This window comes from Frankia gtarii (assembly GCF_025403375.1).
GTDB lineage: Bacteria > Actinomycetota > Actinomycetes > Frankiales > Frankiaceae > Frankia > Frankia gtarii.
In genome coordinates, this window is record NZ_JAMPTM010000024.1 from 17,717 (window position 1) to 43,993 (window position 26,277).

18 protein-coding genes are annotated in these 26,277 nt (G+C 73.2%); 9 read left to right on the forward strand and 9 right to left on the reverse strand.

What is annotated here, in order from left to right:
- Positions 1-7: 7 nt before the first annotated feature.
- From NBZ83_RS06410 to NBZ83_RS06430, 5 genes are all read right to left on the reverse strand, one after another.
- Positions 8-2,500, reverse strand: a complete 2,493-nt coding sequence (locus NBZ83_RS06410; RefSeq protein ID WP_261574527.1) for an MFS transporter — start codon at positions 2,498-2,500, stop codon at positions 8-10.
- A 34-nt stretch (positions 2,501-2,534) separates the two neighbouring features.
- Positions 2,535-4,103 (reverse strand): N,N-dimethylformamidase beta subunit family domain-containing protein, encoded by a 1,569-nt coding sequence (locus NBZ83_RS06415; RefSeq protein WP_261564640.1) that lies wholly within the window; start codon positions 4,101-4,103, stop codon positions 2,535-2,537.
- Between the two features lie 176 nt (positions 4,104-4,279).
- The gene (locus NBZ83_RS06420) at positions 4,280-4,522 is read right to left on the reverse strand and encodes an acyl carrier protein (protein WP_261564639.1); all 243 of its coding nucleotides are present in this window, start codon (positions 4,520-4,522) and stop codon (positions 4,280-4,282) included.
- A gap of 217 nt (positions 4,523-4,739) precedes the next feature.
- Positions 4,740-5,303: a flavoprotein gene (locus NBZ83_RS06425; RefSeq protein ID WP_261564638.1), complete on the reverse strand. Its 564-nt coding sequence runs from the start codon at positions 5,301-5,303 to the stop codon at positions 4,740-4,742.
- An 18-nt stretch (positions 5,304-5,321) separates the two neighbouring features.
- Positions 5,322-7,766, reverse strand: a complete 2,445-nt coding sequence (locus NBZ83_RS06430) for a serine/threonine-protein kinase (protein ID WP_261574528.1) — start codon at positions 7,764-7,766, stop codon at positions 5,322-5,324.
- A 479-nt stretch (positions 7,767-8,245) separates the two neighbouring features.
- On the opposite strand from NBZ83_RS06430, the gene NBZ83_RS06435 reads away from it, so the two are divergent.
- The 6 genes from NBZ83_RS06435 (at position 8,246) to NBZ83_RS06460 (ending at position 17,669) form a co-directional block, all read left to right on the forward strand.
- Positions 8,246-10,084 (forward strand): TIR domain-containing protein, encoded by a 1,839-nt coding sequence (locus tag NBZ83_RS06435; RefSeq protein ID WP_261574529.1) that lies wholly within the window; start codon positions 8,246-8,248, stop codon positions 10,082-10,084.
- A 4-nt stretch (positions 10,085-10,088) separates the two neighbouring features.
- Complete coding sequence (locus tag NBZ83_RS06440; RefSeq protein WP_261574530.1) at positions 10,089-11,003, forward strand: hypothetical protein; 915 nt, start codon at positions 10,089-10,091, stop codon at positions 11,001-11,003.
- On the forward strand, positions 11,000-14,335 hold the full coding sequence (locus NBZ83_RS06445) for a helicase HerA domain-containing protein (RefSeq protein ID WP_261574531.1): 3,336 nt from the start codon (positions 11,000-11,002) through the stop codon (positions 14,333-14,335). Before NBZ83_RS06440 ends, NBZ83_RS06445 begins: the two co-directional genes overlap by 4 nt.
- 347 nt (positions 14,336-14,682) lie before the next feature.
- On the forward strand, positions 14,683-15,969 hold the full coding sequence (locus tag NBZ83_RS06450; RefSeq protein WP_261564631.1) for a PIN-like domain-containing protein: 1,287 nt from the start codon (positions 14,683-14,685) through the stop codon (positions 15,967-15,969).
- 22 nt (positions 15,970-15,991) lie between these two features.
- A complete protein-coding gene (locus NBZ83_RS06455) occupies positions 15,992-16,423 on the forward strand; it encodes an NUDIX hydrolase (protein WP_261564630.1) in 432 nt (143 codons plus the stop codon).
- 100 nt (positions 16,424-16,523) lie between these two features.
- Complete coding sequence (locus tag NBZ83_RS06460) at positions 16,524-17,669, forward strand: esterase-like activity of phytase family protein (protein WP_261574532.1); 1,146 nt, start codon at positions 16,524-16,526, stop codon at positions 17,667-17,669.
- 19 nt (positions 17,670-17,688) lie between these two features.
- On the opposite strand, the gene NBZ83_RS06465 is transcribed toward NBZ83_RS06460, so the two are convergent.
- Both NBZ83_RS06465 and NBZ83_RS06470 read right to left on the reverse strand, forming a co-directional pair.
- Positions 17,689-18,342, reverse strand: coding sequence for a response regulator (locus tag NBZ83_RS06465; RefSeq protein WP_261564627.1), 654 nt, complete (start codon positions 18,340-18,342; stop codon positions 17,689-17,691).
- The gene (locus tag NBZ83_RS06470; RefSeq protein ID WP_261574533.1) at positions 18,339-20,447 is read right to left on the reverse strand and encodes a sensor histidine kinase; all 2,109 of its coding nucleotides are present in this window, start codon (positions 20,445-20,447) and stop codon (positions 18,339-18,341) included. The genes NBZ83_RS06465 and NBZ83_RS06470 overlap by 4 nt, the downstream gene beginning before the upstream one ends.
- Positions 20,448-20,585: 138 nt before the next feature.
- On the opposite strand from NBZ83_RS06470, the gene NBZ83_RS06475 reads away from it, so the two are divergent.
- The 3 genes from NBZ83_RS06475 (at position 20,586) to NBZ83_RS06485 (ending at position 23,667) form a co-directional block, all read left to right on the forward strand.
- Positions 20,586-21,158, forward strand: coding sequence for a hypothetical protein (locus NBZ83_RS06475; RefSeq protein ID WP_261564625.1), 573 nt, complete (start codon positions 20,586-20,588; stop codon positions 21,156-21,158).
- A 455-nt stretch (positions 21,159-21,613) separates the two neighbouring features.
- Positions 21,614-22,957, forward strand: a complete 1,344-nt coding sequence (locus NBZ83_RS06480) for an ATP-binding protein (RefSeq protein ID WP_261564623.1) — start codon at positions 21,614-21,616, stop codon at positions 22,955-22,957.
- 155 nt (positions 22,958-23,112) lie between these two features.
- Positions 23,113-23,667 carry a flavoprotein gene (locus NBZ83_RS06485; protein WP_261564622.1) on the forward strand — a complete coding sequence of 185 codons (555 nt, stop codon included), beginning with the start codon at positions 23,113-23,115 and terminating at the stop codon, positions 23,665-23,667.
- Positions 23,668-23,741: 74 nt separating this feature from the next.
- Here NBZ83_RS06485 and NBZ83_RS06490 read toward each other — a convergent pair whose 3' ends face one another.
- Complete coding sequence (locus NBZ83_RS06490) at positions 23,742-24,839, reverse strand: ABC transporter permease (RefSeq protein ID WP_261564621.1); 1,098 nt, start codon at positions 24,837-24,839, stop codon at positions 23,742-23,744.
- A gap of 140 nt (positions 24,840-24,979) precedes the next feature.
- Positions 24,980-26,277, reverse strand: a 1,298-nt coding sequence (locus NBZ83_RS06495; RefSeq protein ID WP_261574534.1) for a sensor histidine kinase, incomplete at its 5' end; no start/stop codon positions are given.

The following is a 26,277-nucleotide window of genomic DNA, read 5'->3' on the forward strand; positions in this document are numbered from 1 at the left end:
GTCCGCGTCAGCCCGAAGCGGGCGGGGCGACGGTGACCACGGACTGGGCGGACGGCACGAGCAGCCGTGGGCGGCCGGTGCCGTCGGCCGGGACCGTCCAGGTGTCGGCGAGGGGCCTGCCGGGACCGGTGTTCGCCACGGCATAGCTGACGTGGTCGTTGTCGGTCCAGGCGGCCTGGTCGTCCACGTTGCGGGTCTCGGCGAGGGGACGGTCCGCGCCGGTGGCGAGGTCGAGGACGTGCAGGCGCCAGGTGGCGGGGGCGAAGCCGTGGCTGCGCCGCGACTTGTAGGCGATGCGGTCGCCGGCCGGGGACAGCGACGGGCACTCGACCCCGTCCCGCAGGATCTCCGCCCGCCGGTCGCGCACGTGCCCGCGGATGAGGTAGTAGTGGTCGCCGGTGTGCAGGGTGGCGTAGAAGGTGTCGGAATCCGCCGCGAAGGTGACGCCCCAGAGGTTCTCGTCGATGGCGTGCATCCGCCGCCCGGCCCGCGACATGGCGAAGTCCTCCAGGTCGGCGACGATCCGGCCGGCGGTGAGGTCGATGAGCAGCGTCCGGGTCGAGAAGGTGTCGATGTTGTAGGCGTCGCCGGCGACGAAGGTGGTCACCGCGCCGATCCGCCCGTCCGGCGCCACCCGCGTCCGGCTGGCCAGCCCCGCGATCGGCAGCCGGAACAGCACGCGCAGCCGGTCGTCGAACACCGCGACCCCCGCGCGGGCGGACGCCCGGTCGTCGCGCAGGCAGATGCCGCGCCCGGCCTGTTGATCCACCCGGTCGCAGGTCAGGGACGTCGGCGCACGTGGCCCGGCCGGATCACGCACGTCGACGGCCTCGACCCGGCCGAAGCCCGCGCCTTCGGCCGCGTCGAGCACCAGCAGGTGCGGGCGGGCCAGCAACGCCGGCAGTGACGCGGTCATCGGCACGGAACGGGCGGCGCCCGGCGACGCCGCCGGCTCGGTGCGGCGTGCGGTCGACGCCCGGACGGCGGCCGCCTCACGCCGTCCGTCCCGCACACTCACCGCCACCACACCGGTCAGGCACACCGCGACGACCACGGCGAACGCCCCCACCCGCGGACCCGACGGCCATCGCAGTCCCCGCCCGAGACCGCGGCCACGACTGCGCGTTCCCCTGGCGGCCGCGGCGACCTCTGCCGTGGAGACCTCGGCCGTGGAGACCTCTGGCGCGGAAACGCCGGACGCGGCAATCGCGGGCGCGGGACGTCGGGACGACCGCAGCAGCACCGCCGCGAACGTCCCGCTCACCAGCGTCAGCACGAGCGCGTCGGCGAGGGCGGCGCCCGGCCCGGCCCGGGTCCAGACCGCGCCGAAACCGAGCGTCGCGGTCCCCCGCCCGGCAGCCAGCACGACACCGACGAGGGCGAGCCCCGTCGTGCGCGCCGACGCGGGCACGGTCTGACTGGTCAAGGCGGCGATCACGCCGTCCGAGGCGGCGAAGTAGAGCCCCAACAGCACGGGCAGGGCGAGCACGCTCCACCCGTGCGGGGCCGGGGCGAGCAGGACGGCGAAGCAGCAGCCGAGCGCCACCTGGCCGCCGAGCAGCACCCGCCCGGCGCCGACGCGGTCGGCCAGCCGGCCCATCGGCACCGCGAACAGCAGGTAGACCAGCGACTCCGCGACGAACAGGGAGGGGAAGAGCCGGCTGTCCACGCCGGCCTGGTGGCGCAGCGCCAGGAACAGCAGCGAGTCGCTCACCGCGGGCAGGCTCAGCAGGGCCGCCGCCGCGAGCAGTCGGCGCAGCGCGCGGTTCGCCCACAGTTCGCCGAGGGGAGTCCACAGCCGGCGGGGCCCCTCGCCGGCCGACTCCCCCGCCGGCCCCATCGGCGCGGCGTCCGTGGGCCGGCGGTTCTCCACGAACAGGGCCAGGACCGCGAGGCCGACGACGGCGATGAGGAACGCCGCGGTGAACACCGTCGAGTAGGAACCGGGTGCGACGCCGAGCAGGGCCACGGCCAGCAGGGGCCCGAGCAGCGCACCGCCGGTGTCAAACGCCCGGTGCAACCCGAACGCCTCGGTGAGCCGCCCGGGGGGCGCGGACAGCGAGAGGAGTGCGTCCCGGGGACCGGTCCGGATGCCCTTGCCGAGCCGGTCGGCGCCGAGCCAGGCCAGCACGGGCAGCCAGCCGTGCGCCCCGAGCAGGCCCAGCCGGGACGCCGCCGACAGCGCGTACCCGGCGCCGGCGGCCTCGCGGTAGCGCCGCCACCGGTCGGCGAGCAGCGCCCCGGACAGCGCGGCGACCGCGGCGACGACCTGCAGCAGCCCGTCGGCGGCGCCGAACTGCAGCACGCTGAATCCCAGGCGCACCGTCAGGTACAGGGGCAGCACCGACGCCACCATCTCGGCGGACAGGTCGGTGACCAGGCTCGTCAAACCGAGGAACAGGACGTTGGAAGACACGGCGGGCGCCGCGGCCCCCGCGTCGACGCCGCCCTTGCGGCCGCGTGCGGACTCGGGCAGCGGGGCTCGCCCCGCCAGGTACACGGCCGGCCCCGCTACCGCGCCCGAGCCCGGCCGGTCAGTTCTTCTCTCCCGGCGCGGTGCCGCCGTGGTCCTCGGCCGGGACGGCGTCGACGGCCCGATGGCGCAGCCCGGCGGGACCCGCGGCGAAGGCGGTCAGCAGGTTCGTGGTGATCTGGGTGATCGCCCGCTGAATGGCCGGGCCGCCGGTGCCGGGCCCGCAGACGTCGGCCAGCGGACAGACCCAGGCGCTGGTCCCACTGTCGAACACGCCCGCCCCGGACGGCGTCGTGTAGTAGCTGACGTCGGAGAAGTCATGGACGCCGCGGCAGGTGATCGGCGAGTGGGCGATCACCTCGATCGGCCGCGGGGTGGGGTAGGCGAGATCGACCCGGTCGTACTCGGAACCGATCAGGCCGGGCAGGCGGGCGCCCGCGGCGAGCCCGGTGCCCTCGAGCAGCCATGACTGCGGGCGGGCGACGATCATGTCGCCGTGGACCGGGTTGCACTGGTACATCCCGCCGGTCAGCGAACTTTCCGGGCTCGCGTTCGGCGGGGAGGGCCAGTTGGCGGTGATGTGCGCGTCGTCGCGGCCGTAGAGGGGATCCTCCTGCGCCACCTTGTAGGCGGTCTCCAGCCGGTCGGGTCCCAGCGGCGACGGGTCGAGGCGGATTCGCCGGTACACGGCGTTCGCGCCGAGGAACGCGAGGTTCGTGCCGCGGTCGCGGGCGGCGGTCAGGGTGGTGCGCATCGCCGGGGAGTAGTACTCGTCGTGGCCCAGCGAGATCACCGCGCGGGCGCCGTCGAGCAGGTGCGGATCGGCGTGCAGGTCGAGGTCGGTGGCGTAGGAGACCGGCAGGCCGAGACGCTCGGCGAGGGCCACGAGGGGCTCCTCGTTGCCGGTGAAGTCCGCCGCGCCGTCACCGTAGTCGTAGGGCCGGTCGAACGAGACGACCCGGGCCCGATCCGCGAAACCGCGCGGACCGTGGTAGAGGCTGTAGCCGCCCCAGGCGTTGTAGGCCTGCCAGGTGGTCACCGCGTTGAGGATCACCACCCGGCCCGCGGCGGACGGCCCCCGGACGGTCAGCGGCACGTACCGGTGGTTGCCGTCGGAGGCGTCCAACCGGAACAGGTAGTCGCCGGGCGGCCAGGACCCGGTGGCGAAGGTGGCGGTGGGCGCCCAGGACGCCGCGGAGATCGTGTTGGTGGCGGGGCTGTGCGCCTGGCCGGCCTGACGACGGCCGGGAAACGGCCCGACCGTCGTCATTAGGCGGCAGGTCCGTCCGCCGTACCACCCGGTGCGAAAGGCCGAGACCGTCAGCGTGGGGGCCGTGGTCGACGCGAACAGCCGGACCGGCGTGCCGGCGGCGATGCTGGCATGGTCGAGCCAGCCCTCCACCGCGCTCTGCGGGCCGAGCTGGCTCAGCCCGCACTCGGCTCCCGGACGGGCGTTCTCGGCCCGCACGTCGAAGCCCCCGGACGGGCCGCCGCCGGGGCCGGTCGTCGGGACGCGGGCCGCCTCGGGCCGGCGCGGCGGGGGTGTGCCACCGACGCATCCCACGAGGGCGAACCCGCATCCGAGCACACAGACATAGGCCACAAAGCGGATGAGTCGGCGCCGACGCACGGCTCATCGTCGCAGTACCCGCCACGCCCGGCCTCCCGGGGTCGCCGAATTCGACCGGATCGACCGAGAACGGCGGGCGGGCCTGACCCCACCCGGACCCGACCCGAGCGGATCGGACCAGGCCAGACCAGATCGGATCGGGCCTGACCGGATCGGGCCTGACCGAATCGGGCCGATCAGGTCACGGCGGAACCCGCGGCCGGGGTGCCGGAGAGGTGGGCGAGGTACCGGTGGCAGGCCCTCGCGCGGTCGGCGTCCTCCTTCATCACGGTGCGGAAGAACTCGGCGATCTCCCCCTCGTCGGCGTTCTCCGCGTCGCGGATGAACTGGTCGTAGTTGTGCCCGGCCTTCAGCGCGTGGTACTGCACCGTGATCAGGTCTTGGACGATGTCGCTGAACCCGGTCTCACCAGTCGCCATGAGAATGGCTCCTTCTCGCAGTTCCGGGAGGTCGCTCGGACAACCACGGCGTTCCGCGACGGCTCGCCGCCAAACATCCCGCGCCGCCGCCATCGCTCTGGCCAGCCTGGACCCACCACGGCAAACCCGGCGGCGCAGGCACGTGGCGCGGTTGCGCGGAACCGCACCCTCGTCGGAACGTGAAGCCTGAGCTGAGCCCGGGACTCGGGGCGGGTGGCTAGCCCGCACCGCCACGAGCCGACGGAAGGGCGGCGAGCGCGGCGCGCAGGTCGTCCCAGGGAAAGGCGGTGTTCTCCCGGCCGGGCTGGTCGGCGCCGCCGCGCGGGTCGCCGGGCCGGCCGAACACGAGGTGCACGCCCCAGGAACGCAGCGCCTCGACGCTCGCGGCGTAGGCGGGGTGGCCGGCCAGGGCGCTGTTCGGATGCGGCGCGACGATGATCGGCAGACCCGCGCCGAGAGCCTCGTTGAGCAGGCCCAGCGCCAGGGTGTCCGAGATGCCCGCGACGATCTTGTTGACGGTGTTGAACGTCGCCGGGGCGACGACGAAGGCGTCGGCCGGCGGCAGCACGTCGGGCTCCCCCGGCCGCTTGTACGCGGAGCGGACCGGATGGCCGGTGAGCTCGGCGAGCCGCCCGGCGTCGAGAAACGCCATCGCCGCCGGAGTGGCGATCACGCACACGTCCCACCCGGCGGACCGGGCGTGCTCGACGAACGCCGGCAGCTCGGCCGCGGGATACCCACCACACGCGACGAGGTAGAGCACCCGACCGTCGGCTGTCAAAGAACCACCCTCTCGCGATCAGTACAGGATGCGCTGGCCCGGACCGGATCCGCCGGCGGCCAGCGCTCGCGCGGACATCCGGTAGAGCGACGCCTGGGTGGCGTCGTTGCAGGTGTAGTACAGGTCGCCGCCGGGGTCGGCGAGAACGCCGAACAGCCGCTCGGTGTCGCCGACGCACGCCTGCCGCAGGACGGGCCGGACGGTGGCGGTGGCGGCGGCGGTGCCGGGGACGGCGGTGGCGGTGCCGGGGACGGCAGTGGCGGTGGCGGTGCCACCCGGCCGGTCCTCCACCTGCCAGACCGTCCCGTGCCGGGCGTCGGTGAACAGCACTCCCCCGCCGCCCGGGGCCGGCGTGAGGCTGGTGATGTCGGCGTCGTCGAGGCCGCGGTCGACGACGGTCCTGATCCGGCCGTTCTCGACGACATGGATGCGGGCGTGCCCGTCGGCGTAGGACAGGACGAACACCCGGCCGGCGGCGTCGACCGCGACGCTGTAGGCGTTGTCCAACGGGACCTCGCTCGCCCGGTCGGTGCCGTCGTCGTACCGGCGTTCGCGGGCCGCCCGGTGACCGCGCGCGGTGGCGGCGCCGTTGCCGGCGACGAGCTGAGCCGCGGTCGTGCGGTAGTCACCCGATCCGGCGGCGGGATCGATCTTCCACACCTGGCCGGCGTAGCCGGTGGTGAAGTACAGGACCCCGCTCGGGCTCACCGCGACGCTCGTCGGCGTGCCGATCTGCGCGCCGACGTTCTTCGGCCCCGCCGCGCCGCCCGCCGGGCAGATCGTCGCCGGCGCCACCGACCTGCCGCGGTCGGCCGCCCCCGCCAGCACCCGGTCCACCTCCTCCGTCGACGGCCGCCCCGCCACGGTCTCGACCCGCCACGGCTGCCCCGCCGGCCGGTAGACCCGGCGGACGACGCAGTTCCACTCGTCGGCGACGAAGACGGACCCGTCACCGGCGGCGATGCCGGCCGGGCGGCGCAGCGCGGCGACCGCGGCGGCTTCGTCCCGGGCCGCTCCCGGCTGGCCGCTGCGGTCGGCGGTGGCCCGCCCGACGACGGTGCTGGCCGTCCCCCGCGCGAACATCGTCAGCGCGTGCTGGCTGGAGTCGGCGAGCAGGATGCCGCCGCTGCCGTCCGCCGCCAGGCTGACCAGGCCGCGCAGCGGCAGCGGCGCGCTCACCGGGTAGGCCGGCTGGGCACTCGGGCGGGCCGGTGCCGCGGCGGGACCGGCCGTCCCCGCCGGCCCGACCCGCAGAACCCCCGTGGCGAGCAGCACGGCGACGGCGAGGACGACCGCGGTCAGGGCCGTCGCGGGCCAGCCGAGCGCCCCGACCCGGTCCCACGCGGACCCAGCTCGTTCCCGCAGCGACCGCAGCACCTCGGCGTACCGCGACCCGGACGCGTCACCGCCGGCCGCCCCATTGCGGTCCGGCCCCACGCCGGTCTGTCCGCTCTGCCCGCTCTGCCCGGCCTGGCCGGTCTGACTGGGCTGGCTGATCTGCCCGGTCTGGCTGGTCTGCCTGCCAGGGATCGGGACGCGCGCGTCGGCCGGCCGGTAACGCCGCGTCGGCGGCAGCGCTGCGTGGGCGCGACGACGCAGGTCCTGCTCGCCGCGGAAGCTGATGCCGGTGCCCGCCAGCCAGGTCGGTCCGAAGGCCTGCCTGGCGGCGGCGATCAGGTCCGCGGCGAAGGCGAGCGCGCTCGGCTGGCGGTCGGCCGGATCCTTCGCCAGCGCCCGCAGGGTGACGGCCGCCAGCTCGGCGGGGATCCGCGGCAGTGGGAGGGGCACGGCACGGCGGTGCCGTTCGGCCATGACGTGCGGTCGCGGATCGGTCCCGAACGGAGGTGAACCCGCCAGCAGTTCGTACAGCACCGCGCCGAGGCCGTAGACGTCGGCGGCCACGCCGGGGGCGGCGAGGTCGAACTGCTCGGGCGCCAGGTATGGGGTCGAACCGACCACGCTCGTCGGCGTGGCGGTGCCCGTCGCCTCCAACAGCCGCGCGATGCCGAAGTCGGTCAGCTTGGGTGCCCCGTCCGCGGCGAACAGGATGTTCGACGGCTTGATGTCGCGGTGCAGCAGGCCCTCGCGGTGCACCCGGTCGAGGGCGACGGCGACCGCCGCGACGGTGGCGCAGGCGGCCGGCGGCACCATCCCCGTCTGCGCGCGGTGCGCCAGCGTGCCGCCGGGTAGCAGCTCCATGACGATGAGCGCCATGTCCGCGTCGCGCACGTAGTCGAAGACCCGGACGATGTGCGGATGGTCGAGGCTCGCGACGATCCGCGCCTCGGCGTCGACGCCGTCGGCGGGCAGCTCCGGCGCGGGCACCGCGAGCACCTTGACCGCCACGTCCCGGTCGAGACGGCGATGCCGGGCGGCGAACACGCGGCCGAACCCGCCACGGCCGAGCTCGGCCCCGATCTCGTAGTCCGGCAGCACCGCCTGGACGTGCCCCTGCACGATCACGCGCTACTCCGCGTCCGCCGCGTTCCCCCGCCGCCCCAGGCCCGCCACCAGGCCGGGATCATCCGTGAGCCGACTATAACCGAGCGCCTCCGGCCGATCCGCCGTCGAGCCGACGGACGCCATCGCCCCATCGCGCCATCCCGCACCCAGTCAGCGAGAACCGTGCCTCATCCGCGCGATCCTCAGCGCCGCCGCGGGGGCCCGGGTTGAGCAGCCGTGCAATGCAGGGCGGCTCCCGCGGTTGTTCTCCCAAGCAAAGACGTGGGCTTCCCCCAAAGAGGCTCCGCGCGGTTTAGGGAAACACCGCTCGGCAGGGCCACGGGAAAAGTATCCGCGTACGGGAGGGCTGTTCGACGTCCCGCGACGGGTGTGTTGTACCGAGCCTCCGGCCGCTGGCACCACCGGCCGCCGAGCGCCCCGCGGGCGGGTGGCACAATCGGCGCCGAGTCCGAAACGGGGGTGAGGACGGCGTGTCGGCCATGGGACGATGGAACTTCTTCCTTTCGTATGCGGCCGAAGATCGTCAGTGGGCCGAGTGGCTCGCCTGGCAGCTCGAGTCCGCGCATTACCGGGTGCTCATCCGGGCCTGGGACTTCGTGCCTGGATCGAACTGGAGCCTGCATATCCAGCAGGGCGTCGTCGGCGCGGAACGCACAATCGTCGTGCTGTCCTCGGCATATCTGCGGTCTCTCGACGACACCCCGGAGTGGCAGGCGGCGTTCGCCGCCGACCCGTCCGGGGCCGGCCGCCGGCTGCTACCCGTCCGCGTCGAGGACTGCGAGCTGCCCGGCCTGCTCAAGCAGCTCACCCCCATCGACCTGTTCGATCAGCCCGTCGATGCCGCCCGCGCCACACTGATCACCCTCGTCCGGCAGGCGATCGACGGACGCGCCAAACCCACCGTCGAACCGGCTTTCCCCGCACCGGCGAGCACCCGGCAGACCGAACCCGCCTTCCCCGCCTTCCGACCGACCGAACGAGCACCGGCGCCGGCCAGAACGGATGACCGGCCGGCCGCCGCGGCAACCAGCGCGGCGACGACCGCGCGACGGTCGGGAAAAGTACATCGAGCGGACGGCCCCCGCCGACCAGCGCCACTCTCGTCGGCCTGTGCGGTGGGTGCGGCCGGTGCGGCCGGTGCGGCGCAGCTGCGGCTTGCGACGATGCTGGCAGCCCGTCCCGCGACCGGTGGGCATGAGTCTCCGCCGGCCTCCACCGGCCCGGCGCCGCACGGGCCGGGCGGATCCTGGGCGGCGCTGCCCACGGACCGGCTGATCCGGCTGGCAAGGACGGTCGAACCGGCGGTGCGGGCCGCGTTGGATCCGTTGCCCGCCGACGCCCCCGCCGTCATCGGCTACCGCCCGGCCGTGCGTCCGTCGCTCGCAGCCTGCCAGCTCGCGCTGCTCGCCGATCTGGAGTCGGTCGCGGTGACGCTGTTCCCCGATTGGCTGCCCGGCGCCGAGGTGATCGAGTCTGCGGGTGGGGCTGGCGTCGCCGCGGTCCGGGCCCTCGCGGGTCGAGCCGCCGCCACGATCGAGGTCTTCGGTCCCTACCTGGCGGACCTGGCCGAGCGGGCGCTGCGCGCGACGCCGACGGGCATGCGGCCGTTCACCCCCGAGGTGCGGGCCGCGGGCGTCGCGCGGGTCATCGCCGCCGGGTTCGGCCGCGACCGACTGGCGTTGCTCGTCAATGCGGCGGTCCCCGCCGCGCACTCCCGCGACCAGCGCACCGTGCACGACACGCTCGCCTGGTTCGCGTACACCGGCCACGTCGGGGTGTGGCTGACCGGGCTCCCCGACGGCCCGGCCGCCGACCGGATCAGGACCCTGCCCTGCCCCGCAAGCAGGCACCCCGACGCGGCGCAGGCGGCGACGAGCATCCCGGCCACGCCTGCGGCAACGGGCGTCCCGGCGCCGGCGGGCGGCGACGCCTACCTGGACCGGGTGGCGCTGCCCGGAGTCGTGGGCAGGCCGCATCCGGCGAGCCGGGCGGAGAAGCGGCTCGAAGGGGCGCTGCGCGCCCGTGCCTGGGCGCACGGCCGGGCGTGGAACCAGCCCTACCGCTCGGGCCCGCTGACCGGGCTGCACTGCCTCGACCTCATGTGGCCGGCCGAGCGCGTGGTCATCGAGGTGGACGGCCCGGAGCACCGCGGGGTGGCGCACTACGCATCTGACCGCCGCCGCGACGCCGAACTCGTCCTCGAGGGCTTCACGGTCCTGCGGTTCACCAACGACCAGGTGCTCGACGACGTGGACGCCGTCACGAGCCAGATCGAACGATGCGTCGAGACGCGACGGAAGATTCCGAAAGAGGCATAGGACCTTGACCCCCGACAGCCCGGCGACCCATCGCAGCCCGGCGACCCATCGCAGCCCAGCGGCTCACGACAGCCCGGCGAGCCGCCGAGGCTCGGCGGGCCACGACCGTTCGACCCTGACCGCCCGGGAGGCGGCGATCCTGCTGGCCCTGCTCGCCCAGGACCGGCCGATCTCCAACGAGGAGCTGCGCGAACGGTTCCGGTTCACCCTGGTCGGCGCCGAGCGCCGCCGACTCAACGAGCTCCGCCTCGTCGAGAGCTCGAAGATGCCCGGCCACGGCAACTTCCTGTTCCACCAGGTCACCGACGCCGGTTGGGCACGGGGCCGCCAGGAGCTGGCGCCGCGTCCCGTCGAGACGGGCACTCTGCCCGCCGGCGTCTTCTTCGCCGTCGCCGAGGGCCTGCACCGGTTCCTCGAACGGGAGCGGATCGCCATCGGGGAGCTGTTCCGCGCCGGTCCGTCCGAGGACGCGGCCGATCTCCCGCCGACCGCGGCCTGCGCGGACCCGGCGGCGGCCGCCACGACGACGGCGCCCGCCGCGGGCACCACGACGGCCCCATCGACGGCGACGACCGGGACAGCCACGACAGCCACGGAGAAGGCTCAAGCGGACAACGGCGCGGTCGACCGCGAGGACGCCGGCGGGGACGGCGACGGAGACGTCGAGGCGGCCATCCGGGCCGCGTATGCCAGCCTCGCCGCCGGACCCTACGACTGGGTGCGGCTGGCGAAGGTCCGCCCACTTCTCGGTGAGGCGGCGAAGGCGCAGGTCGACGTGACGCTGCGACGGATGGCGCGTCAGCCGGATGTGCGGGTCGTGCCGGACGAGGACCAGAAGTCGCTGAGCGCCGCGGACCGTGCGGCGGCGGTCCGCATCGGCGAGCACGACAACCACCTGCTGCTGATCGGACCGGCGTGATCACTGAACTGGACGCCCTGGCCGCGATCAGGCTCGACTGGGTGCACGCGTTGGAGGACGTCTGGGGCACTTCCCCCGTCCACGTCGACGGCCTGCACACGGGGCCGCGGCGGCGGATCCTCGCCGCCCTGATGGAGGCCGACACGCGCAAGCCGCTCGGCGTGGTCGTGCAGGGCCATGCCGGCACGGGCAAGACGCACCTGCTCGGCTGGGTTCGCCAGCAGGTCCAGGACCTCGGCGGGTACTTCTTCCTGGTCGGGCACGTCAGCAGCAACGCGTTCCACGACAGCGTCGTCGGGTCGATGCTGACGGACCTTTTCCGGCCGGTCGATGGGGAGAGCCAGCTGCAGCGGTTCCTGCGGTCGCTGTGCGAGCTGCTGGGTCTGCCCGCGGGCCTCACCGCCTCCGTCGTGGGTGAGACGGCGTTGGAACCGGGACATCTGAAGGACCTCATCGTCGCGCTGGGCGACCACGACCGGGCGCTGGCGCGGGAATGCCAGCACACCTTGCGGGCCTTGGCGCTGTACAACTCCGAGGACTACGACGAGCAGACCATCGGCGAGACCTACCTGCGTTCGATGGACGAGCAGGAGCCCGGCGAGCGGGCCCGCCGTGGCATCAGGCCTGGCACGCGCCGCCCGGCCGACATCGTGCACGAGCTGTCCCGGCTGCTGGCCCTGACCGGACCGAGCGTGATCGCGGTCGACCAGGTCGACACGGTCGTGGCCGAGGCGGCGGTCCGCGACGACGATCCGGATGGGCGGCGCGGCGGGTCGGTGGCGTTCAACGTGCTCGCCGACGGGCTGCTCATGCTGCACGAGCGGACCGAGCGGACGCTGTGCCTGCTGGCCTGCCTGCCGGCGAGCTGGATCCTGTTCCGGGAGAACGCGGTGACGTCCGTCCGCGACCGGTTTCACGAGATCATGCCGCTGAACCGGCTGGAGGATCCGGCGATCACCGTCCGGATCATCGAGCGGCGGTTCCGGGAGGACTTCGACCGGATCGGCTTCACGCCGCCGTACCCGACGTGGCCCGTGACCCGCGCGGCGTTCGACCGCGCCCCGCAGTACACCCCGCGTGAGCTGCTGCAACGCATCGACCGGCACCTGGAGACCTGCCTGTCCGCCGGGGTCGTCCGCGAGCTGGACGACTTCGCCGCAGAGCCCTCCGCCGCCGCCTCCGCCGCCGCCGCCCGACCGGCCGGTCTCACGCCGAGCGAGGAACGGGCCGGCTTGGCACCGGAGCCGGACGAGAGCTCGACCGATCCTGCCCCAGACGTGGTGACGCCGCAGGTGGCCGGGCCGTTCCTGGCGGAGCTTGACGCACTGTTCGCCGAGCTGTTGGCGACCGTGCCGAGCGTGACGCCGGCCAACGAGGACATCCTGATGCCGGCCTTGCTGAACGCAGGGCTCACCGCCTGGATCACCGAGAACGGCGGGGCGAGCCGCGGCTTCAGTCTCGAACCGAGCCGGAGCATCCGGCCACCGCTGCACGCCCGGCTGTCCCACACCCTCAACGCCGAGACCGGCGAGCAGGCACAGTGGTCGTTCCGGGCGATCACCAACGGCCACGGCCGCGCGATCCTGCCCCGCATCACCAGCGCCTGCGTGATGGCCGGGATCGCCGGCGGCAACCGGCGACGGCGGCTGTTCCTGCTGCGCAGCACCGACTGGGGCCACGGGGCGAAAACCCAGGAGGCGCTCGCCGCGTTCACCGCCGCCGGCGGCGTCCTGCACCCTCTCGAACGCGACGACCTGGCCACCTTCGCGGCGCTGCGGGCACTGTTCGAACGCCAGCATCCCCACCTGCGCGAATGGCTGACCGTACGGCGCCCCGCCAGCGCTACGTCCCTGCTGCGCACGGCCCTCGAGGACGCCGCCACCGGGCCGCACGGCGACCCCGCGACCCGGGCGGCCCCCGCCGCGACTCCGACGGACCACTGGGCGGGTACGACCGGCCAGGATCCGGCGTCTGCGTCGGCGTCGGCGACCCCTGATCGGTCCGCTGTCATCCTCGTCCCGACCGTCGAGGACCCCGTCGACGAAACCGCCGACGAAACCGATGCGGACGGCGGGCGTGGCGGGACGAACGGGCTGGGCGCGTCGTCCGCCTTCGTTCTCGGCACGTCGCTGGCGTCGGCGCAGCCGGCCCGGCTCAACCTGGCCATTCTGCGCCGGCACGTGGCGATCTTCGCCGGATCCGGTTCGGGTAAGACCGTGCTGATCCGGCGGCTGGTCGAGGAGGCGGCGCTGCGTGGCGTGTCCTCGATCGTGCTCGACCCGAACAATGACCTGGCCCGGCTGGGTGAGGCGTGGCCGAGCCCGCCGTCCGGGTGGCGGGACGAGGACAAGAGCCTCGCCGACGACTACCTCGCCGGCACCGACGTGGTGATCTGGACGCCGCGGCGCGACGGCGGCCGGCCGGTGAGCTTCCAGCCGCTGCCCGACTTCGCCGGCCTGCGCGACGACCCGGACGAGTTCGCCGCGGCGGTCGACGCGGCCGTGGCCACCCTCGCGGCGCGCGCGGGCGTGACCGGCGCGACGCCCCGGGCGAGCATCGGCCGGGCGATCCTGACCGCCGCGCTGCGCTACTTCGCTCGCGGTAACCGGTCGGGGCTGACCGCGTTCGTCGAGCTGCTCGCGGACCTGCCCGACGGGGTCACCGACCTCGACCCGGCCGACAAGCTCGCGACGGGCCTGGCGCAGACGCTGCGCGCGGCGATGGTGAACGACCCGCTGTTCGGCGGTCAGGGCGCGCCGGTCGACCCGGGGGCGCTGCTGCGCCCGGCGCCGGGACGCCGCGCCCGCGTCTCGGTGATCAGCCTGATCGGGCTGCCCCAGGACGAGCAGCGGCAGAGTTTCGTCAACCAGCTCCAGCTCGCCCTGTTCGCCTGGGTGAAACGCAACCCCGCGGGCGAGCGTCCCCTCGGCGGGCTGTTCGTCATGGACGAGGCGCAGACGTTCGCCCCGTCCGGGCCGACCACCGCCTGCACCGCCAGCACGCTGGCGCTCGCCGCCCAGGCCCGTAAGTACGGTCTCGGGCTGGTCTTCGCGACCCAGGCGCCGAAGAACCTGCACAACGGCATCCCCGGGAACGCCACCACGCAGCTGTTCGGCCGGCTCAACAGCCCGACCCAGATCGACGCGGCCCGGCTGATGGCACGCGCCAGCGGCGGCGACGCCGTGGACATCGGCCGCCTCGGCGTCGGCGAGTTCTACGCCACCAGCGAGGCGCTGCCCTTCGAGAAGATCCGCACCCCGCTGTGCCTGAGCCACCACCCCGCCTCCCCCCTGACCGACGAGGAGGTCATCGCCCGCGCCAAACTCGACTGATCAAAACGGTCGGATAAGGGCCAAACGGGCACTCGTCGACGCCGATATCCCGAATTCCCCGAACGGCGGTTGCAGCCTGCCCCGCCGATTAGCGCTCGGCACCGCGGCCCGGCTGACATCCCTGGCCGATGCTCTGCTTCTCTGCGCATCCCGCATCTGGCCAAGGAGAACCGGGAGCGTCTCATTCGCAGGATAATCGACGCGACCGTGGGTGCCAGGCTGAGCGACCGGGCCATGCAGGGAGACTCCCCACCATTGTCTTCCTAGCAATATTCTAGAATTTCGGTATGGGGGAATCGATCACAGCTTCGAGAGGCTCGGCACCGAGTGCGCCGCAGAGACGTGGGTTGTTCGACGGGTTCGAGGCATACCGCACGCCGTCGGTCGAGGACTACCGGCGAGTACTGACCGCCGGCATGGTCGTGCCGGACACCAACGTCCTGCTCAACCTGTACCGCTATCACCCGGACGCGCGCGACAACCTGCTGGACGTGCTCACCGGGCTCGGGGAACGGGTCTGGGCACCGCATCAGGTCATCGCGGAGTTCTGGACCCAGCGTAACAATGTGCTGCGCGATCCGCGGGGAACGACGGCGACCCGAAACGACCTGGAAAAGCTGCGCGGCCAGGCCGATCAGGTGATCCGTACCTGGGCCAATCGACTGTCCCTCGACTCCGTGGAGGCAGCCGACCTGCGCAAGGCGCTCACGGCCGGATTCGACCACGTGTCGGAGCAGATCGCCGCCGCCCATGACCGCGGAATGGCGCGGTATTCCACCGATTCCAATCTCGACCCGGTCGTGAAGCGACTGGCGACCATCCTTACGGGGCGGGTCGGCCCCGAGCTGTCACCCGCCGAGCATCAGGAGGTGCTCCAGGAGGGACTGCGCCGGGTCGAGCAGCGGATACCGCCTGGCTACAAGGACGGCACGAAGAAGGGCACCGCTCCCGCCGGCGACTACGTGCTGTGGAAGCAGATCCAGGTGGAAGCCAAGGCCCGGCGCTGCCCCGTCCTCTTCGTCACCGGAGACGTCAAGGAGGACTGGTGGCGCCTCGAGCAGGGACTCCCCATCGGCCCGCGGCCCGAGCTCGTCCGGGAGCTACTCGACACCGCCGAGTGCGCGCTGTTCATGGTCCGGCCGGACGAGCTGCTGAGGCTGGCCGGGGAGGTGCTCAGCGTCGAGGTTCCCGCCGCCGCCCTGGCCGACGTCGGGCGCGTCCAACAACTCCAGCAAGAGCGGGACGATCGGGACGATCCGGACGACGAGCCTGAGGAGCAGGAGCCCGGCTGGACCGCGGGGGCGATCGACGCGGTCCTCGGCCGGCTGCGCGAGGAGGCGGCGGTGCAGGCGCGGGCGATCGAGCGGGCCGCCGCGTCGGACGGTTTCATCAGCCGCGACGAGGTGTACCGGATCGCCGGCTACGGGGCGGACCGCAGCCTGCGCGGTTTCACCCGTCCCGTGCGCCGCATCGTCGCCTACTTCCAGGGCCGCGGGCGCATCCCGCTCGACGCCGAGCCGCTTCTGGACGCCGTCTACGACGACCAGTCCGGCCAGGCCATCGGTTTCCAGATCCCCGCCTCCGTCACCGCCCTGCTCGGCTCCCCCGCCGACCCCGCGGTCGACGAGAACTGAATCCGCCGGCCACGGAGATCCGATGACCTACACGAGTCCCGTAGATGTGTTGCTGCTTCTGATCCGCGACGACCAGGTGCTGCTTGCCCTGCGCGCGGGAACCGGATTCGCCGACGGCTGGTGGAACCTGCCCAGCGGAAAACTCGAACAGAACGAGGACGCCGCCAGCGCGCTCGTGCGCGAGGCCCGCGAGGAGACCGGTCTCGTCCTCGATCGGTCCAGGCTCTCCCTCACCGCCACGATCCACTCCCGCAACGACCGCGGCAGCGCGCGCCTCGGCCTGGTCTTCCGGCCCGCGAGCTGGACGGGCGAGCCGGTCAACGCCGAGCCGGACAAGTGCGCCGGGATCGCCTGGTTCCCCCTCGGCGCGATCCCCGAGCGGACCTACGGAACGTCCCGTACCGGCATCGAGCTGTTCCGACGCGGCGAGAACTTCGCCGCGGAAGGCTGGTGACGAGTAGCCGCCCAACGGGCAAGAAGGGACCGCGGCTGTTCGGGCGCCGTTCACCTCACGGGTCTTCCGCCGGTCGCCCCCAGCCGGGAATGGTGACTATATGACGCCGATCCGTCGCATCGTCCTGGCGGCCGCCGCGGCAGCGGCACTCGCGTGTTCCGCCGCCACGGCCGCAGCCGCTTCAACTGCCGCCATGGCGCCGGGCGGGCCGCGGGGCAGGGCCTGCCCGCCCACCGCGGTCGCGGTCGGGTTCAGCGACGCGTTGGACAAGGCGTCGATCGACGGCGTGGCGGTCGGGGGGCTGTCGGGGCTCGCCGCGGATCGGCGCAGCGGCGGGTACGTCGCGGTCCAGGATCACAGCGGGACGGAGCCGGCGCGGCTGTTCTTCTTCCGCGACCCGCGCCACCCCACGCCGACGGGCACGCTGACCCTGCGCCGCCCGGACGGCACGCCGTACGACGCGTCGAGCTTCGACGGCGAGGGCGTCGCCGTCCTGCCGGACGGGCGGTTCCTGGTCAGCTCGGAGACGGAGCCGTCGGTGCGGGTGTTCGGGCGGGACGGCCGGCAGGCCGGGGAGCTCCCGGTGCCGGCGCGGTTCGCGGTCGCGCCCGCCGGCGAGGCGACGGCGAACGCCACCCTGGAGGGCCTGTCGGTCTCGCCGTCGGGGCGGTTCGTCTACGCCACGATGGAGGGCGCGCTCGCCGGGGACGCCCAGGCCGGAGGCGGGCAGACCGGAGGCGGGCAGACCGGAGGCGGGCAGGCGCCATTCCGCCGGATTCTCGTCTACGCCGCCGACTCCGGCGCGCCCGGCGGGTTCCGGCTGACCCGCCAGATCGGCTATCAGGTCGACCCGGGCAACCGGATCGCCGAGGCGACGGCCTACGGCGACGGGCGGCTGGTCGTACTGGAGGCCTCGTTCACGCCGAACGTCGGCAACACCGCGACCCTCTACGCCGTTACCAGCGCCGACCGGGCCCCGGACGTCGGTGGCATCGCCGACCTCGCCACCGCGCCGGCCGCCGACATCGTGGCCAAGCGGCCGGTCGCGGACCTCGTCCGCTGCCCGACCCTCGGCGCGCCCAGCCGGGAACCGCAGCTCAACCCGCTGCTCGACAACTACGAGGGCCTCGCCGTCGCCGCGGCGCCGGTCGGCCGCGGACCGGCGACGCTCACCCTCATCAGCGACGACAACCTCGCTGCCACTCAGATCACCCGGCTGCTCACCCTCGCCGCGCCGCTGCCCTGACGACCGCCCGCGCCGACGGTCAGGGTTCTCCGAGACCGGCACGGCGGGCTCGGAGGATCGCGGCGGCACGGTCGGGTGCGTTGAGCTTGGCGAGGATGTTGGAGACGTGGTTGGCGACGGTCTTGGGTGTGAGTCCGAGGGCGCGGCCGATACGGCTGTTGGGCCAGCCGTTGGCCACGAGACCCAGCACGTCCCGTTCTCGGTCGGTGAGTTCGGGAAACGGGGCAGCCGTCGGTGCCGGGTCGGAGAATGCACGCAGGATGCGTTCGGCGATGTCGGATCCGAACACCGCATCGCCGTGGGCGACGGCGCCGATGGTGCGGATCACGTCGTCCTGCTGGGCGCCTTTGAGCAGGTAGCCGCGGGCGCCGGCGCGCAGAGCGGCGAACACGAATTCGTCCTCGCCGTACATCGTCAGCATGAGGATCGCGACGCCGGGATGCGCGGCGCGGATCCGGCGGGTGGCTTCGACGCCGCCGATGCCGGGCATGTCCACGTCCATCAGGACGACATCCGGGCTGGCCGGGCCGGCCAGTGCGACGGCCTGCTCGCCAGAGGTGGCTTCGCCGACGACCTCGATGCCGTCCACCGAGTCGAGCAGAGCGGCCAGGCCTTCGAGCACGATGCGATGGTCGTCGACGATCAGGACCCGCACGGGGCCGGTGTCGTTCATCCGGCGGCGCCGACGAGGGTGGTGGTCGTGGCGATCCGCGCGGGGACGGGGGGTTGCTCGGGCACGGCGCTGCCGGCGAGGGAGAGCGGGAGTTCAACGCGCACCCGGCCGCCGTCGGGCGTGGGCCCGGCGGTCCAGCTGCCGCCCAGCGCGGTTACCCGTTCGCGCATGGACGTCAGGCCGACGCCGGCCGCCCAAGCGGTCCGGGCCGTGCCGTCGTCGCGGATTTCCACCGTCATGCGTTCCCCCCATTCGATCGACACGACGCAGTGCGACGCGTGGGCGTGCCGGGTGACATTGGTGACGGCTTCGGTGATGATCCGGTATCCGGCGATCTCCACCGCGGCCGGCAGCTCAGGCATCGTGTCGGGCGCCGAGAGCGTCACCGGGACGCCGGAGTGCCGCAGCTGCTCGCGCAACGCGCCCAGCAGCCCGAGTTCGTCGAGGGCGGGGGGACGCAGCGCGTAGACGAGGCGGCGCAGGTCGTCGAGCGCGGTGGTCAGGTCACGCCGGACCCCGCCGAGGAGATCGTCGGCTCGCGGGAGGTCGCGGCCGGCGAGATTGCGGGCGGCGTCGACCTTGGTCGCGGCCGCGGTGAGCACGGGACCGAGACCGTCGTGGAGGTCGCGGCGCAGCCGGCGGCGTTCCTCCTCGGTCGCGCTGACAATCCGTTCCCGCGAGCGGATCAGGTCCTCGGTGAGCATGACGTTGCTCGCGGCAGCCGCGAGTTGGCCGGCGATGTGCTCCATGAGTCGGGACTCCCGGGAGCCCAGCGCAGCTTCCCCCACGCGCCGCGCGACCACGAGCGATCCGATGTCGCGACCCTGGTGGACGAGCGGGAATCGGATCGTGTCAGCGCGCCCGGTGTCATCACCGTGGGTGATACGGCGGGTGACTGCGCCGTCCCCCCGCATCTCGACGGCCACCCACGGCAGTCGCAGCGCCTCGATGACGGCCTCGAGCAGGCCTGGCAGCAGTTGCTCGATGCTGCCGGCGGCCTCGAGGCGGGACGCCACCTGACTGATCACCGTGTACGGCTCGTCGCGATGGCCGTAGAGGAAACGGTTGATCGACCGCTGGATCCGGGACCGGGCCGGGGCAAGGCTGAAGGCGGCGCCGAGTGAGACCACCACCGTCCACGGCCCGCCGGCACGGTCTCCGAGCAGCGCGAGCAGCCCCACCCCGGCCGCGTAGACCCCGGCCACGAACGCGGCGAGCAGGGTGTAGACGAGGGCGCGGTTGAGGACGACGTCGACCCCGTAGACCTGGTTCGCCAGCACGACCGCGACGACGACGATCAGAAGCAGCATCGTCCCGATCGAGGCAAGCACCTCGCCGGCCGGCAGCGCGACGATGACCGGGGTGAGCACGATTCCGCCGATGTTGACCACGCCGAGCCAGCGCAGCACCTGACGCTCTCGTCCCCGCGCACGCCGCCAGCGCAGGACCATCACGATCGAGCCCAGCAGCAGTCCCGCGGGAAACAGCGCCACTGCGACCCAGTCGGGGTACGCGTCGATCCCCAGCGGGTTGCGCAGCCCGGCGAACTGGGGCGTCGGATGGGGGATCGTGTGCCGCCCGAGCGGACCGGTCGTCCAACCGGCCGCGCACAGGGCCACGCTGACGACGGCCGCCCGACCGATCCGACCCGGCGGGAAACGTCCGGTCGGAAACGCCGCCCACGTCGTCGCCATCACCACCGGTTCCACCGGTTCCCCGACGCCCGCGGCGAACAGCGCCAGCCCCGCCCCGGGCAGCTGCCGCCCATCGTGCGAGAACAGTGCCCACTCGATGCCGGCGGCCGCGAGCCCGTGGCCGAGACCGGCGGCCAGCGCCAGCCAGCCGAAAACGACCTCCGGACGTCGGGTGGCCAGCAACCAGCCGGCGATGGTGAAGCCGACGGCCGGAATGATCTGGGTCCACGGACTGTCCGGCCGCTGCCCGGTGGTCGTGACGGCCGCGTGCCGGTTGGCGATGGTCAGCGCCACCCCGGCCACTGTCAGCACGACGACGGCCAGCGCCAGAAGGTGCGCGAGGAGTCGGCGGACGGTTCGGCTGGACAGCCGAACGCAGCCGCGGCGGGGAAACACTCGCTCAGTGTGCATGTCCGCTTATCCCGCCGACCCGGGAACTTCTCCCGATCGACCCGGGAATCCGCGCCCGTGTGGGCGGGACACGCCCAACCCCACGATGTGCCGACACGCCGGCGGGTGCCGGAGATCGACACAACAAGGAGGTTCCCCATGCGGGAACGTGCGTACCCCAGCCCGGCGCCACGCTGGCGAGCAGCGGTGGCGACCGTGACGGCGGTCGGGGCGATGGCCCTGTTCGCCGCCTGCTCAGGCTCCACCGACACACCGGCGGCGGCGACCCCGGCGACGACCCCGGCGGCGTCCGCGGTGACAGCCGCCGCGGCGACCACGCCCTTCCCGACCCGCTACTTCGACGACCAGGTCGACCTCATCTACACGCCGCCAGGTGGATCGCCCACCCACACCATGACCGGGCCGCCGGCGCCCGGGGGCCGCATGGAACTCGTCGAGAACCTCTACCCCGGCGACCACGCCACCCACTCCGGGCAGCTCGCCGGCACCAACCACACCACCTGCGAGTTCGGAGCCGACCTGAACACGCATTGCACCTCGAGGGCGATCTTCGGTGACTCGACGCTCACATCGTCGAGCACGGGCAGCGAAAGCGACTTCGACTCGGCGATCACCGGGGGCACCGGCCGATTCGCGGGCGCGACCGGCAGCATCCACGTCCACACCCTCGGCGACACCAACGACGCCGACATCACCATCAACCTCGGGTAGTCGACGGACAGCCGGGTCACCCCACGCCCACGCCGACGCCGTTGCCGCGCCGGCCCCCCGCCGGACATCCGTTGAGAGGCGCCCGATTCACCCGTTCGGGGGTGCCGAGAAGGAATGGTCTCCCCCGGATGGGCGTGGCGGGGTCCACGATGCGGGCGCCCGAAGGAGCGTTGCCGGCCCGCCCGTCGAAGGTGCCTGGCGAGCAGCGTCACCACGACCCGGCGCCGTGCGCCCACCAGCGTCCATGCAGCCGGCCGGGCGGCGTCGCGGGCTGTCGAGCGACGAGCCGGCGACCCTGTCCGGGGGAGCACACCCGGGCACACGGACTGCCTTCGTCAACCGGTGCCGGTCCCTAGGTCCCCCTACAAAGTTCCATCAGTCCCGGTGGGTTCGCCGCAGCTACCAAGGCAGAGTCGTCTCGACGATCCGTCGGTGACCGACCTGAAGGAGCCAGCGTGCCCATCTGGCACATCCGTCCCTACGAGACCGTCGACTACGCGGCCACCGTGCGGCTGCTCGAAGAGGTACGCAGCACGCCGGGCGGGCCGCCCATCAACCTGACCGACACCGTGCTGGCGCTGCGGCACGAGCCGCCCGACACCGAGTCCCCGGTAGTGGTCGCCGTCGCCGGCGAGCACATCGTGGGGGCCGCGATCGGGCGCAAGGAAGGTGGCGCGGGTCGGGTCCTCACGGTCGCCCTCGCACCGGCCTGGCGCCACCACGGCATCGGGTCCGGCCTGTTGCAGAGCGTGGAGAACCTGCTCCTGCACGCCGGCTGCCGACGGATCACCACGCTGATCACTCCCGGCCAGTCCGGGGAGGAGGCGTTCCTCAACCGCGGCTTCAGCGCCACCGGGCAGGAGCTCTACGACAAGCAGATCCCGCTGCGTCCGGCGGACGTGTCGACCGTCGAGCGCTGGGGTGGGGCGCTGCTGAGCACGTCCGAGTGGTCGAACCTCGCGGGCATGGAGGAGGAGCGCAAGCTCATCGAGCAGCGGCTGCTGCTGCCGGTGCGGGAGCGGGAGCTGGCCGAGGCGTACGGCGTGGTCATCCCCACGGCGATGTTGCTGTTCGGGCCGCCGGGAACCGGCAAGACGTCGTTCGCCCGCGCGATCGCCGCCCGGCTGGAGTGGCCGTTCGTGGAGCTGCTGCCGTCGCGGCTGGCGTCGGGGGCGGCCGGGCTCGCCGCCGAGCTGCGTTCGGCGATCGACGACCTGATGGGCGTCGAGCGGGTCGTCGTGTTCATCGACGAGGTCGACGAGATCGCCCAGTCCCGCGAGACCCGGCCGGAGAACCAGTCGGTCGTCAACGAGCTGCTCAAGGCGATCCCGCTGTTCCGCGGGGTGCAGGGCCGACTGCTGATCTGCGCGACGAACGCGGTGTCGGCGCTGGACCCGGCGTTCGTCCGGCCCGGCCGGTTCGACCTGGTGCTCCCGGTCGGACCGCCGGACGCCAGCGGGCGTCGCGTGCTGCTGGCAGGCCTGCTGGAGCGGGTCGCCAACAAGGCGGAGATCGACCTGGACGCGGTGGTGGCCGCAACCGACCTGTTCACCCCTGCGGACCTCTCCGCGGTCGTGCAGCGCTCGGCGGCGGCGGCCTTCCACCGGGCCGCCGACAGTACCTGGCTGCACGGCAAGCCCGGCTCCGACGCGGCGGGCCCGGAAGGCGGCGAGAATCCCGCCACCACGCCGCTGGGCACCGCGGACCTGCTCGACGCCGCCCGGCAGGCCCGCCCGACGATCAGCCTGACCGAGCTCGACCGCTTCCGCCGGGACGCGGAGGCCTTCACCCGCATCTGACCCCCGCCTGCCCACGGCCGGGTGCGGCGGGACCTTCGGACCATCCGCACCCGACGTTCGGCGGCTACGCCAAAAAGCGGCCGAACTGGCAGGAGAATGATGGCTGGAACGAATGCTTCCGGTTTCTCCGCGGCCTCGAGATGGGTTTCTTCGCCATGACTGTCGGAAATCGCGCGCTCTACATCGTCGTCTGCGGCGGCGGATACCCCGCCGACGACCTCCCCGTCTTCGTCAAGCAGGCGCAGGCCACCGGCTGGGACATCCGGGTCGTCGCCACTCCGTCGTCGCTGAAGTTCATCGACACCGGGCTGCTCGCCAGCCTCACCGGCCACGGGGTGCGCAGCGAGTACGCGCTGGTCGAGGACGACAACGAGGAGCGCCCGGTACCCGACGCCATCGTGGTGGCGCCGGCCACCTTCAACACGGTGAACAAGTTCGCGGGCGGAATCTCGGACACCCTCGCGCTGAGCCTGCTCAACGAGACCATCTGCTCGGGGATCCCCATCATCATCGGGCTGCCGCCGAACCCGACCCACGCGAAGCATCCCGCGTTCCTCGCGAACATCGCGACCCTGCGGTCCTGGGGCGTGCAGGTGATCTTCGAATACGAGGACGTCGTGCTGGAGGACATTCCAGACATAGAGGCGTGGAAGGCCCTGTTCCCCTGGCAGAAGCTCCTCGACGCGCTCGAGGCCGCGAAGACCCCCTGACGCACGTTCGGCGGCCATCAACCTGATCCGGGTGACCGTGCGAGAGATCCACCGCACGGTCACCCGGCTGTCGGCTAAGCGGTGGCGGGCGCAGGTTGGCCCGCCCGCGTCCGCAACCCGGTGCGGAAGGCCGCTCCGGCCAGGAACAGCAGTCCGACGCCCGCCCAGACGGCGAGGCAGACGACGCCGGAGGCGATGCCGCGCCCGTCGAAGTACTGGACACCGCGCAGCACCGACAGGCCGCCGCCATGGGGGAAGTACGGGGTCAGCGCGGCGTAGAAGTCGTTGAGCAACGGCCGGCCCACCGGCCCGCCCGCGCTGGGGTTGCCGAGAATCGTCAGCGTCAACGTGAGCACGATGGAGGCCAGCGTTCCGAACCGCGCCGCGACGCCCGTGCAGGCCAGGCAGATCGCCGTCGTGTAACCCCAGAGCACGGCGAACAGCAGCACGGGATGGCCGGCCAGCGCGCCGTACACCCCGTCCACGAACACCGTGGCCACCAGGCTGAGCAGGCCGGTGAAGAACGTCAGGAATCCGACCCGCATCCCCATGTGCCGGAGATTACGAACGGTGCCCAGGACCCGCCCCAGCACCGTGGCACCAAGCGCGCTCCCGATCGCCAGGAAGACGATGGCATAGAACTCGATCGTTCCGCTGGGATTACTCGACGCGGTCGGGGCCAGGTCCGTGACGGTCAGCTTTGTCCCGCTCGCGGCGGCGAACCGCTCGCCCACCTGGACCAGTGCCGCCTGGACGGAGCGCGAAGCCCCGCTGGCGACCAGCAAGGTGGCCGAGCCCGCTCCGGTGAAGGCCAACGCTCCGTACACGGTGCGGTGCTCGACCGCTCGCCGCGCCGCGGCCAGGTCGTCGACCTGACGTACGCCCAGTGCGGGCGACGCATCGAGCTGATCGGCGACCGCCCGCGGCGCCGCCACCGCAAAGCTGATGTCGTGCGGGGAGACCTTCCCGAAGGCACTCGCGTAGCTGCACATCAGAGCCATGACGACGGCGATCAGGGCGACGGAGGCGATGAGGCCGTTACGCAGCGGCTCGAGAGAACCCGGGCCCTCCTCCTGCAACGGGCCGCCGGCAATGGTCTCGGCGGCGACGTGAGGCTGCGCCGACGCCGACGCCGACATCCCTTCGAGGCCCTCGCGCTGTCCGTCAACCATGCAATCCCATCCCATCCATTTGTTGAAAATCACAATCAGTGTGGCCATAGGTGCGGAACAGTCACGACCCTATTCCGCCGCCCGCGTCGGGCGCGGCGCCCAGCACCAGAGCGATCCGTCCCATCGCACAGCGCGGCCGGTCAGGCGTGTAGCGGCAGGTCCACGGTCACGGCGGTCGGGCCGCCGGGTGGGCTGGTGACGGCGAGCCAGCCGTCCACGGTGTGGACCCGCTCCGCCAGGCCCGCGAGCCCCCCGCCGCCGGGGTCGAGGCGCGCCCCGCCGGTACCGTCGTCGCCGACGACGACGCGCACCCGCCTGGCCCGCCCGATGATGCTGACGTGCGCCTCGCCGGCGTGGCTGTGCTTGGCGGCGTTGGCCAGCAGCTCGGCGACGCAGAAGTAGGCGATCGTCTCGATCGCCGCCGACGGGCGGTCCGGCAGGTCGACGCTCACCCGCACCGGCAGTGCGCTGCTCTCCGTCAGGCCGGCGGTGAGGCTCGCGAGCGCGGCGTCGAGGCCCCGGTCGAGGATCGGCGGGTGGATCCCGCGAGCCAGGTTCCGCAGTTCGACGAGGGCCTCCTTGACGTCGCGGTGGGCCGCGTCGACGAGCGTGCGGGTGGTGTTCAGATCGACGGCGTCCCCGTCGGCGGCGAGGTGCTCGCGGGCGATGCCGAGGTTCATCGCCATCGCCACCAGCCGGGCCTGCGCCCCGTCGTGCAGGTCGCGTTCGATGCGGCGCAGCGCCGCGGCCGAGTCGTCCACGGCGGTGGCGCGGGTGCGTTCCAGGTCGCGCACCCGCTGCGTGGTGAGGGATCGTCGGGTCGGGCCGAGCAGGCCGCGGATCAGCAGCACGTCCAGGTGCGCCAGCCCGCGCACCGTCCAGCGGGCGACGGGCAGCAGGAGCAGCCCGGTCACGGTCACCGCGGCGATGAGGGGGGCGGTGTCGAGGAAGAAGTCGGTGCCGAACGAGGCACCGCGGTGCCCGTGCCCGTCGCTGTCGCGCTGCATCGGCAGGAACGGCCGCCACACCACGTAGGTGGCCCCGCCCAGCGCGTAGGACCACAGCGTGATCGAGACGACCCCGCCGGCCACCGCGAGCGGGTACTTCAGCAGCAGGTAGGAAAGGGCCCGCCAGCCGACCGTGTCGCCCAGCCCCGCTCGGATCCAGCCGGACGCGCCCGGGCGGCGGGGCCGGAACGGGCGGGGCGCGGGAACGCCCGCGTCGAGCAGCCTGGCAGCCAGCCGCCGGTTCACCTCGCCGAGCCGGCGGGCGCCGACGATCAGGGCCGCCAGCAGCGGCAGGCCGATGACGGTCGCGGCGAGGCTGGCGCCGACGGAGATCGCGACGACCGCGTAGGCGAAGCCGAGGATGCCCAGCGGCAGCCCGAGCAGAACGTAGGCGAACTCCCGGTGTGCCCGCCGGCGCGGCGGTCCAGGCT